Annotated in this window: 11 protein-coding genes; 1 reads left to right on the top strand and 10 read right to left on the bottom strand. The window is 67.8% G+C overall.

Annotated features, from left to right (window positions below; genetic code table 11):
- Positions 1 to 194 precede the first annotated feature (194 nt).
- Positions 195 to 941 carry a GIY-YIG nuclease family protein gene (locus ACY0MJ_RS20460; protein WP_462640391.1) on the top strand — a complete coding sequence of 249 codons (747 nt, stop codon included), beginning with the start codon at positions 195 to 197 and terminating at the stop codon, positions 939 to 941.
- 188 nt (positions 942 to 1,129) lie between these two features.
- Here ACY0MJ_RS20460 and ACY0MJ_RS20455 read toward each other — a convergent pair whose 3' ends face one another.
- The 10 genes from ACY0MJ_RS20455 to ACY0MJ_RS20410 all read right to left on the bottom strand — a co-directional run bounded on the left by ACY0MJ_RS20455 (position 1,130) and on the right by ACY0MJ_RS20410 (position 9,988).
- The gene (locus ACY0MJ_RS20455; protein ID WP_462640390.1) at positions 1,130 to 2,497 is read right to left on the bottom strand and encodes a transposase; all 1,368 of its coding nucleotides are present in this window, start codon (positions 2,495 to 2,497) and stop codon (positions 1,130 to 1,132) included.
- A 113-nt stretch (positions 2,498 to 2,610) separates the two neighbouring features.
- Positions 2,611 to 3,930, bottom strand: a complete 1,320-nt coding sequence (locus ACY0MJ_RS20450; protein WP_462640389.1) for a PQQ-dependent sugar dehydrogenase — start codon at positions 3,928 to 3,930, stop codon at positions 2,611 to 2,613.
- Positions 3,931 to 3,955: 25 nt separating this feature from the next.
- Entirely contained in the window at positions 3,956 to 4,843 is an 888-nt protein-coding gene (locus ACY0MJ_RS20445) for an amidohydrolase family protein (protein WP_462640388.1), read from the bottom strand.
- Positions 4,844 to 4,848: 5 nt separating this feature from the next.
- Positions 4,849 to 5,652, bottom strand: a complete 804-nt coding sequence (locus ACY0MJ_RS20440) for a transporter substrate-binding domain-containing protein (protein WP_462640387.1) — start codon at positions 5,650 to 5,652, stop codon at positions 4,849 to 4,851.
- Positions 5,653 to 5,683: 31 nt separating this feature from the next.
- Complete coding sequence (locus ACY0MJ_RS20435; protein WP_462640386.1) at positions 5,684 to 6,409, bottom strand: amino acid ABC transporter ATP-binding protein; 726 nt, start codon at positions 6,407 to 6,409, stop codon at positions 5,684 to 5,686.
- Entirely contained in the window at positions 6,406 to 7,077 is a 672-nt protein-coding gene (locus ACY0MJ_RS20430; protein ID WP_462640385.1) for an amino acid ABC transporter permease, read from the bottom strand. The genes ACY0MJ_RS20435 and ACY0MJ_RS20430 overlap by 4 nt, the downstream gene beginning before the upstream one ends.
- Complete coding sequence (locus ACY0MJ_RS20425) at positions 7,074 to 7,757, bottom strand: amino acid ABC transporter permease (RefSeq protein ID WP_462640384.1); 684 nt, start codon at positions 7,755 to 7,757, stop codon at positions 7,074 to 7,076. Before ACY0MJ_RS20425 ends, ACY0MJ_RS20430 begins: the two co-directional genes overlap by 4 nt.
- Entirely contained in the window at positions 7,754 to 8,677 is a 924-nt protein-coding gene (gene rbsK, locus ACY0MJ_RS20420; protein ID WP_462640383.1) for a ribokinase, read from the bottom strand. The genes ACY0MJ_RS20425 and rbsK overlap by 4 nt, the downstream gene beginning before the upstream one ends.
- Positions 8,674 to 9,444 (bottom strand): FadR/GntR family transcriptional regulator, encoded by a 771-nt coding sequence (locus ACY0MJ_RS20415; protein ID WP_462640382.1) that lies wholly within the window; start codon positions 9,442 to 9,444, stop codon positions 8,674 to 8,676. Before ACY0MJ_RS20415 ends, rbsK begins: the two co-directional genes overlap by 4 nt.
- Positions 9,445 to 9,457: 13 nt before the next feature.
- The gene (locus tag ACY0MJ_RS20410) at positions 9,458 to 9,988 is read right to left on the bottom strand and encodes an RpiB/LacA/LacB family sugar-phosphate isomerase (RefSeq protein ID WP_462640381.1); all 531 of its coding nucleotides are present in this window, start codon (positions 9,986 to 9,988) and stop codon (positions 9,458 to 9,460) included.
- Positions 9,989 to 9,997: the final 9 nt, after the last annotated feature.

Here is a 9,997-nt window from a genome sequence, read left to right as displayed (position 1 = left end):
ACCAGAGGGGTCTCGTAAGATCGAGGACCGACTTTCCCACCGCGTCGGTCGGTTCGTCGCAAGCGCCGACCGCCGCCCTGGAAAAGTCTCAGCGCCTCACACACGGAAATTCGGACACTCCCGGAAGTGCTCGCGGCTGCCGGCACGATCTTGCGGCGTCTCGGCAACAGCAACCCCGAGAGAAGGCGTCCCGCGTGAATCAGCTCCTACAGATCGGCTTCGCTCCATGCGGTCACTGGGCCATGGTCGGCCCCCGCCTCGCTTGTAACCTGTCACGGTTCGCAACCCTGCCAAACATCCTCTATGCATTCGTCGTTGACGGGGAACTGATGTACGTCGGTAAGACGATCCAGCCGCTCGCAGCGCGCATGGCTGGCTACAGCAATCCGGCACCGTCGCAGACGACAAATGTCCGCAACAATGCACGGATCAAACAAGCGCTCGACAGCGGTGCAACTGTCGAAGTATTCGCTCTGCCCGATACAGGATTGCACCGCTACGGCGAGTTCCACCTGAACCTCGCGGCGGGTCTTGAAGACAGCATCATTGGAGTCATGCGTCCACCCTGGAACGGTGGAGAGAAAGAACGCCCGGAAATCGCGGTACCGGCGATTGCCGAAAAGGTGGAACTTCCCGTGCAGTCGTCCTTCGAGATCACCCTCGCGCCCACGTACTACCGAAAAGGCTTCTTCAACATTCCGGCGGCGCAGGCGGACCTTTTCGGATCGGACGGTGAGACTATCGAGTTGTACCTTGGGGGCGCGGCTCTGCCGGTGCTGGCGACAATCAATCGCAGGGCCAACGCCAACCAGACGCCAAGAATCATGGGCGGTGTGGAGCTTCGTGACTGGTTCCGGCGCGCGGGCAAAGAGGGTGACTCGTTGCGGCTGGATTTGCTCTCGGCGAACTCAGTCAGGCTGGTGCTCGCACATCGCCGTTGACCAGCTGAATCGAGGGAGGTAAGTGCTGCGCCTCCGGCGCGTGGTGCATCGCAATCACGTCCGCTTCCGACCGATTCTGTTGAAAAACTCGGATCTGGCCGCAGCCGCCGGGACGGGTTGGTCGCGGCGGACATTCCGTAGCTTCAGCAAGCGGGGTCGGTTTCGGGGCGCTTAGCCGCCCAGTGACCTCATACAGCTACTGCCCTTCCCATTTCCTGCTCTGGCGCGAGCCATTTGGCCATTCGTCGCAGGTTTTGCGCTGTTGCGGCCATCAGGAACTTGTCTCGGGCGCCCTTGAGGCCGCGTAGTCGCAGCCGATCGAGCTTCAGGATCCGTTTGAGGTGCGCAAACAGCATCTCGACTTTCTTGCGGTCCCTGCGAGACTGCTCATATGCGGGGCTGGCGCATACAGTACGCGCCTTGTCGCGCGCGTCCTCGTAGACACTGCGCGGAACCTTCCGGTGTGGTGTGTTGGGGCAACAGCGCTGCTTCAGCGGGCAGCCACTGCAGTCGCTGTTTGCTGCTCTAAACAGAAGCGTGTCGGCGGAGGTCGCTCGCCCAGTGGTCCGGAGCTTTTTGCCCCCAGGGCAGGTATACGTTTGCTCTTGCGCGTCGAAGGTGAAATCCGAGCGGCTGAAGGTGCCGTCGTCGCGATTCGCCTTCTCCCAGACAGGGATGTGCGGCTCGATCCTTTTCTCGTTGACGATCCAGTTCAACAGCGGCGCGGCCCCGTACGCGGTGTCGCCAAGGAGCCGCTTTGGCTTCAGGTGAACGAGCCGCTCGACGCGATTGATCATTGTTCTGGTCGACTCCACTTCATCGGTCTTGTTGGCCGGCGTGGCCTCGACATCCACGATGATCCCGGCTTCCAAGTCGATCAAGTAGTTGCTGGAGTAGGCGTAGAAGGCTGGCCCACCTGGTGCTGCGGTCCACCGAGCTTCAGGATCGGTCGGCGAGATGTGCCTCGGCGGAGGGTCAGGTGGTCCCTCCGACGGTTGGTCTTCTGCCGCGGGATTCGCGGCATCAAGCGCTTCGAGGTACTCGCGCACCGCGCGGGTTGGTGCCTCCCCTTCCGTCCAGCGTAAGGCGCGGCTGGCGTCAGCCTTGATCACGCTGGCGTCAATTGCAAAGCCCTCGCCGGCCACGAGTCCCTCCTTCATGCATCGGCGCAGCACCATCTCGAACACATGCCGGAAGGCATCGCTCTGGCGGAAGCGCCCATGGCGGTTCTTCGAGAAGGTCGAGTGATCCGGCACCCGCTGCTCCAGATCGAGGCGGCAGAACCAGCGATACGCCAGGTTCAGGTGCACTTCGTCGCACAGCCTGCGCTCGGAGCGGATGCCGAAGCAGTAGCCGATGACCAGCATCCGGATCATCAGCTCCGGATCGATCGAGGGGCGACCGGTGTGGCTGTAGAACGGGGTGAGCTGCTTGCGCAGCTCGCCCAGGTCGAGGAACCGGTCGACGCCTCGCAGCAGATGGTCCTTGGGGACGTGGTCGTCAAGGTTGAACGAGTAGAACAGCCGCTCCTGCGCTCCGCCTTGGTTCCCCATCATCCTCAGCACCCCCGCACCTGGTCCGCGCAAATCTAGGCGGCATCGGGGAGTTTTTCAACACAATCGGTCATAAGCAGCTACCTTGGCAAGGGCCCGCCCGCTGACCGCGTCGGCTACCGGCGGCCGACCCGCCAGATGACATCTCCCACATCATCTGCCACCAACAGCGAGTGCCCGTCCGGCCCGACCGCCACCCCCACGGGCCTGCCGTAAGACTCGCTCTCATCCGGCGCCAGGAACCCCGACAGGATGTCCCGCGGCGGCGCACCCGTCGGTTTCCCGTTCGCGAACGGGACGAACACGACCTTGTAGCCGCTCAGCACGCTCCGGTTCCACGACCCGTGCTGCCCGATCACCATGCCGTCCTCGTCGAAGCCGGGGAGCGTCCCCTTCGGCATCCAGCACAGCCCCAGCGACGCCGTATGTCCGCCCAGCGCGTAGTCCGGGGTGATCGCCGATGCCACGCGCGCCGCATCCTGCGGCTGCACACGGTCGTCGACGGTCTGGCCCCAGTAGCAATACGGCCAGCCGTAGAAGCCGCCTTCGCGCACGGAGGTCAGGTAGTCGGGCGGCGTCTCGTCGCCCAGGCCGTCGCGCTCGTTCACCACCGTCCACAGCGCGCCGGTGTGCGGTTCCCACGCCATGCCCACGGGGTTGCGCAGGCCCTCGGCGAACGGGCGGTACTCGCCGGTCACCAGGTCCAGTTCGACGATGCAGGCGCGGCCTTGCTCCACCTCGGGGCCGAGATCGCAGATGTTGGTGAGCGATCCCACGCCCACGTACAGGCGCCGACCGTCGGGGCTCGCCAGCAGGCTGCGGGTCCAGTGGCCGCCGGGCTTGAACGTGGTCAGCCTGCGTCCTTCCGCTTCGATGCGCGTCGCGCCGGTGGTGTAGGGGAACGCGACCACGCCGTCCGTGTTGCCGACGTAGAAGGTGCCGTCGATCATCGCCATGCCGAAGGGCTGGCGCAGGCCTTGCAGGAAGGTTTCGCGCGTCTCGGCGACGCCGTCGCCGTCCGCGTCGCGCAGCAAGGTGATGCGGTTCGGGCTGGTGCCGATGGCGGCCGCTCGCTGCAGCGTCGCCACCATCGCGTGGTCGAACACGTTCTTCGGCGTCCGCAGCGGCTGCATGGCCTCCGCCACGGTGACGTCACCATTGGGCAGCACGTGGATCCAGCGCGGGTGCTTCAGGTTCGCGGCGAAGGCGTTCACCTTCAATCCGGGCGCCGCGACGGGAAGCTGCCCTTCGGTCCAGCCGCGCGCCGTCGGCATCTTGAGCGTCGGCACGGCGCCTTGCGGCCGCCCCGGCGGGATCTGCGGCGCACCGCCCACCGCCGCCGGCGGCATGGGGCCCTGCGTCCAGCGCCGCCAGGTCAGGGCGGCGTGGCCGGCCAGCGCGACGCCACGCGCGAGGAGGCTCGTTCTTCCACTCATCGTTCCATCCTTGTTGTTCGTGGTGCTAGGCCGCGATGCGGTAGATCCGCCGGGCATTCTCCACGAACAGCTGCGCGCGTTCCTGCTCGCTGAAGTCGGCGACGTACGCGGCGAAGTTCTCGAAGATGCTCCGGTACGGCACGCACAGGCTGTCCACGGGGTAGTTGCTGCCGAACATGCAGCGGTCCACGCCGAAGATGTCGATCACGTCCAAGACCACGCGCCGGTTGGCGTCCGGCCGCCAGCGGTAGCCGGCTTCGCCGATGCCGCTGATCTTGATCGCGACATGGGGATGGACGGCCATGCCGGCCAGGGCCAGCCGCCACGCCCGCAAACCTTCCTCGCTGCGGTCCGACGGCATGCCCGCATGGTTGATGACGATGCGCGTCTGCGGAAAGTCGGCGGCCACGCGCGCCGCCTCGTGCAGGTGCCACCAGGGCGTCTGCAGTTCGTAGTGCAGGCCCAGGGGCGCCAGCCGCGCATAGCCTTGCAGCCAGGCCGCATCCGTCATGCCGCCCGGCGGGCCGCCGGGCGCCGCGTTCGCGCGCGGCTTCTGGCGCACGCCGCGCACGAAATCGAAAGCGGCCAGCTGTTCCAGCGTGGCGGCCGCGTCCGCCTGGTGCAGCCAGGCCTGCCCCACGGCCACGGAGGGCAGGCCGCACTGCTCACGCAGGGAGGCGATGAAACGCATCTCCCCCACCGGGTCCCTCGGGTCCCACTCGGCCTCGACGTGCACGCTGCCCAGCAGGTCCACGCCGGCCGTGTCGCGGCGGTAGTCGGCCGGCAGGTAGGGCCGCTTCAGCGCGGAGTGGTCGCCGTAGCGGTGCGGGGCGTGCCCCGCATCGTTCAGCCACGGGTAGTAGTGCGCTTCCGGATCGTAGAAGTGGTGGTGGGTGTCGATCAGGGCCAGCATGGCCCTTACTTGCTCACCCACTTCTGCACCACATCCTTCGGGATGTCGGCGCCGTGGTACTTCTTGAAGATCGCGTTCAGCTTGCCGTTGGCGTGGTTGGCCTTCACCCAGTCGTTGATCCAGGCCAGCAGCTTGGGGTCGTCCTTGCGCACGCCGATGCCCAGGTCGTTGACGCGCAGCACGAACTTCTGCTCCAGCTGGCGCTGGGGCGCCTTTTCCTGCATGGTCTTGAACAGGGCGCTGGAGGTGCCCACCAGGTCGGCCTGGCCGGTGACGATGGCCGTGATCACGCCGGCGTCGTCGTCGTAGCGCACGACGGTCGCACCCTTCGCGTTCTCCGTCAGGTCCTTGTCCTGGGTGGTGCTGCGGTTGACGGCGATGCTCTTGCCGGCGAGGTCCGCCATGCTCTTGACATTGATGCTCTTGATGCCGCCCACCACCGAGAGCTGGGGCGCGTAGGGGATCGAGTAGTCGACGACCTTGGCCCGCTCGGGCGTCCAGGCCAGCGTGGAGATGATGATGTCCGCCTTGCCGGTCTGCAGGTTCGGGATGCGGGTGGCGCCGACCGTGGGCACGATTTCGAGGGCGACGCCGAGGTCATGGGCCAGGAGCACCGCCACGTCGTAGTCCGAGCCCGTCGGCTTCATGTTCGCGTCGGTCATGCCCGAGGGCGGCACGGCCAGGTCGATGGACACGCGGATCTTCTTGGCCGCGCGGATGTTGTCCAGCGTGTCGGCGTGGGCGCCGACGAACGCCATGGACAGGGATGCCAGCAGCAGTGCGCGGCGGAACAGGTTCTTCGGGCTCATGGTGTCTCCAGTGGTTGCGGACAGGGAAAGCTCAGAGGCCGGTGCCGAGGAACTCTTGCAGTTCCGCCGTCTCCGGCCGGTCGAACATGCCGGGGCCGCCCTGTTCCCAGACGCGGCCCTTGTGCATGAAGAGGGTGGTGTTGGCGACGTTGCGCGCGAAGGCCATCTCGTGGGTGACCAGCACCATGGTCATTCCGCCGGCGGCCAGGTCGGCCATCACCTTCAGGACTTCGCCCGTGAGCTGCGGGTCGAGCGCGGACGTGACTTCGTCGAACAGCATGACCTTCGGCTCCATCGCCAGCGAGCGCGCGATCGCCACGCGCTGCTGCTGGCCGCCCGACAGCTGCTCCGGGTAGCTGTCGGCCTTGTCGGACAGGCCCACCTGCGCGAGCACGCGCTCGGTCAGCTCCCTGGCCTCGGCGCGCGTCTTGCCCCGGCTGTGGCGCGGCGCCAGCGCGATGTTCTCCGCGGCGGTGAGGTGCGGGAACAGGTTGTAGCTCTGGAACACGATGCCCACGTCGAGCCGCAGCTGGCGCAGGTCCAGCTTGGGGCTGCTCACGTCGTGGCCGCACACCTGGATGCGTCCCTGGTCGATGCGCTCCAGCCGGTCGATGCAGCGCAGCGCCGTGCTCTTGCCGGAGCCGCTGCGGCCGATGATGGCGAACACCTCGCCCTTGTCCACGCTGAAGCTCACGCCGTCGAGCACCTTCAGGGCGCCGAAGCTTTTATGGACGTTCTCGAGCTCGATCATGCTCATGTCGCCGCCACCTCCACGCGATGGGCCACCAGCAGGCGGCGTTCGAGTTGCCGGCTCCACCACGACAAGGGGAAGCAGAGCAGGAAGTAGAGGCCGGCGACGAGCATGTAGACCAGGAAGGGTTGGAAGATGGAGTTGTTCACCACCTGGCCGCCGCGGGCCAGCTCGACGAAGCCGACCACCGAGGCCAGGGAGGTGTTCTTGACGATCTGCACCATGAAGCCCACCGTGGGCGGCGTGGCGATGCGCAGGGCCTGCGGCAGCACCACGAGGCGCATGCGCTGCGCCTTCGACAGCGCGAGGCACTCGGCGGCTTCCCACTGCGTGCGCGGCACCGACTGGATGCAGCCGCGCCAGATCTCGCCGATGTAGGCGCTGACGAAGATCGTCATCGCGAGGCCGGCCGCCACCAGGGCGGGCAGCGTCAGGCCGGCGATGCTCAGGCCGAAGTACGCCAGGAACATCAGGATCAGCAGCGGCGTGCCTTGCACCAGTTGCACGTAGCCCATGGACAGCCAGCGCAGCCAGCGCAGCGGCGAGATGCGGCACAGGGCCACGACGAAGCCCACCAGCCCGCCGCCCACGAAGGCCATGAGCGAAAGCACGAGGGTCCAGCCCGCCGCCTGCAGCAGGAACACGAAGTGGTTCGCGTTGAAGGCGCCGTTCACAGCGGCGTCCCCAGCTTGCGGCGGCGCGTGAACAGCGCCTGGCCGGCGGCCCAGAAGGCCGTCCGCATCACGAGCGACAGCAGCAGGTAGAACACCGCCACGACGGCGTAGGTCTCGAAGGACCGGAACGTGTCCGACTGGATCCGGTTGGCGATGGCCGTCAGCTCCTCGGCCGAGATCACGGACGTGATCGACGTGGCCAGCATCAGCAGCACGAACTGGCTGGTGAGCGCGGGATAGACGCGCTCCATCGCCGGCCGCAGGATCACGTGCCAGTAGATCTGCACGCGCGAAAGCGCCAGGCATTCCGCGGCTTCGATCTGGCTGCGGTGGATCGACTCGATGCCGGCGCGCATGATCTCGGTGGTGTAGGCGCCGACGTTGATGACCATCGCCAGCACGGCGGCGACGAAGGCGGGCACCTTCAGGCCGATGCTGGCGAGCCCGAAGTACACCAGGAAGATCTGCACCAGCAGGGGCGTGTTGCGGATCGCCTCGACGTAGGCCGTGCAGGCGCGCGCCACGAAGGCGTTGCGGCTGCCCCGGCCGATGGCGCACAGCGTCCCGAGCAGCAGGCCGAGCAGCGTCGCGGCCGCCGACAGCTTGAGCGTCAGCCACGCGCCGTGCAGGAACAGGGGCCAGTACGCGAGCACGCTGCTGAAGTCGAACTTGTAGGTCATCGCGATGGCAGGGAGGAAGGGCCGGCCACCGCCTGCACGGCCTCCAGCTCGTGGCGGCGCGGGATCGACGCCTGCGCACCGGCCCGGGTGACGCACAGCGTGGCCGCCTGGATGCCGCGCATCACGGCGGCGTCCGTCGACTCGCCGGCGACGCGCGCCGCGCACATGGCGCCGATGAAGGTGTCGCCCGCGGCCGTGGTGTCGACCACCGGCACGGACAGCGCGGGGAAGTGGCGGCAGCCGGCCTCGTCGGCCACGACCACGCCCTGGGGGCCCAGCGTCACGATGGCCGTCGCCGGCCCGCGCCGCTGCAGCGAATACGCGGCCGCCGCCGCGCTGGCGGGATCGGTCACCTCACGTCCGGCCAGCTCGGCGGCCTCGATCTCGTTCGTCACGATGATGTCGACCAGCGACCAGAGCGCCTCCGGCAGCTGGCAGACCGGCGCCGGGTTCATCACCACTGTCGCCCCTTTCGCGCGCATGATGCGGGCTGCCGTCACCACTTCGTCCATCGGCACTTCGCACTGCAGGAGCAGGTACTGGCCGGCGAGCGCCTCCGGGTCCGCCTTCAGCAGGGCGTTGGCGCCGGGGATGATGGTGATGCGGTTCTCGCCCGCGTCGTCGACCATCACGACGGCCACGCCGGTGCTGCCGGGGGCGGTGCGGATGTTCGCGGTGTCTATCCCGTCGTCGGCGAGCGCCTGGCGCAAGGTCCTGCCGAAATCGTCCTCGCCGACGCATCCCGCCATGGCGACGCGCGCGCCCTGGCGGGCGCAGGCGACGGCCTGGTTCGCCCCCTTGCCGCCGGGGTTGGCGAGGAAGGAGAGGCCTTGCAGCGTCTCGCCGCCGCGCGGTGCGCGTGCCACACGGACCATCAGGTCCATGTTCATGCTGCCGAAGACGACGATCTCCGGGGTCATGCCCGTTGGGCGCTGCGCCTGGCGCCGCGCGCTTTCTCTTGCGCCGCCTCCGCATCCGCGCGCAGGTTCGCGCCGATCTCGAAGTGCTCCGCCAGCAGCCGGTCCGCCTCGTCCGGGTTCCGGCGCTGGATCGCCATCAGGACCGACTCGTGGTGGTCGATCAGGTACGCATCGACCTGCGGCACGCCCGCGATCACTTTCCTGCGCTCCAGGTGCGAGGCCTGGAGCAGCTTGGCGACGGCGGCGTAGACGCTGGAGAGCGCCGGCGAGTGGGCCGCCTCCACGATCATCGAGTGGAAGTGGAAGTCCGCCGTACCGCCTTGCGCCGGGTCGTCGATGGTTTCCTTGATCGCCTGCAGGGCCTGCGACAGCCGTTCCAGGTCCGGCGCGAGCGCACGCACGCACGCGAGGCGGATCGCCTGGCGCTCGATGGCGATGCGGGCCTGCATCACGTCGTCCACGGCGCCCGGTTGCTGGGCGAGGACCAGGCTGAAGTAGTCCGCGAGCGCCGTGAAGTTCGGCTCGCGCACCACCGTTCCGTAGCCGCGCCGCGTCTCGACCGCGCCGAGCGTGGACAGCGCCGTGAGCGCCTCGCGGATGACCGGCCGGCTGACGCCGAGCGCGCCGGCGAGGTCGCGTTCCGGCAGCAGGCGGTCGCCGGCCTTCAGGCGGCCGGACATCAGCTCGTCGCGCAGGAAGGACAGCACGCGGTCGTACCCGTCCTCGTGCTCGTCGGCCTGCTGGGTGATCCGGATCGGCTGGGTCATCGCGGCGACCGGTTCACGCCTTCGGCGTGCCCTGCAGCAGGGCGCGCGCGGATTCCCGCTCCAGGTCGCCCAGCTTTTCGACGCGGCGGCGGAAGTGTTCTTCCGTGCTGAATTCCGAGGCCAGGAAAGTCTCGATGACGTCGCGCGCCACCTGCGGCCCGATGATCCAGGCGCCCAGGCACATCACGTTGACGTCGTCGTGTTCGACGGCCTGGCGCGCCACGAAGGTGTCGTGGCAGACCGCTGCCCGGATGCCGGGGATCTTGTTGGCGGCGATGCAGGCGCCCGCCCCGGTGCCGCAGACGAGGATCACGCGCCTGACCTTGCCTTGGCGAATGAGGTCGATCGCCTGGCGGGTGACGTCCGGGAAATCGACCGGCGCATCGGAATTCGGGCCGACGTCGATCACCTGGTCGCAGTGCTGCGCGAGGACGTCCTTGACGAAGCCCTTCAGGAGGAATCCAGCGTGGTCGTTCGCGAGGCCGATCGCCGGCCATCGTGGCACCGCGATCGCGTGCGGTGAGCGTGATTCGTCCCGTGACATGCAGCTGGC

The organism is Ramlibacter sp. bp-362 (genome assembly GCF_054956735.1).
This window is presented reverse-complemented; position numbering and strand designations above follow the sequence as displayed.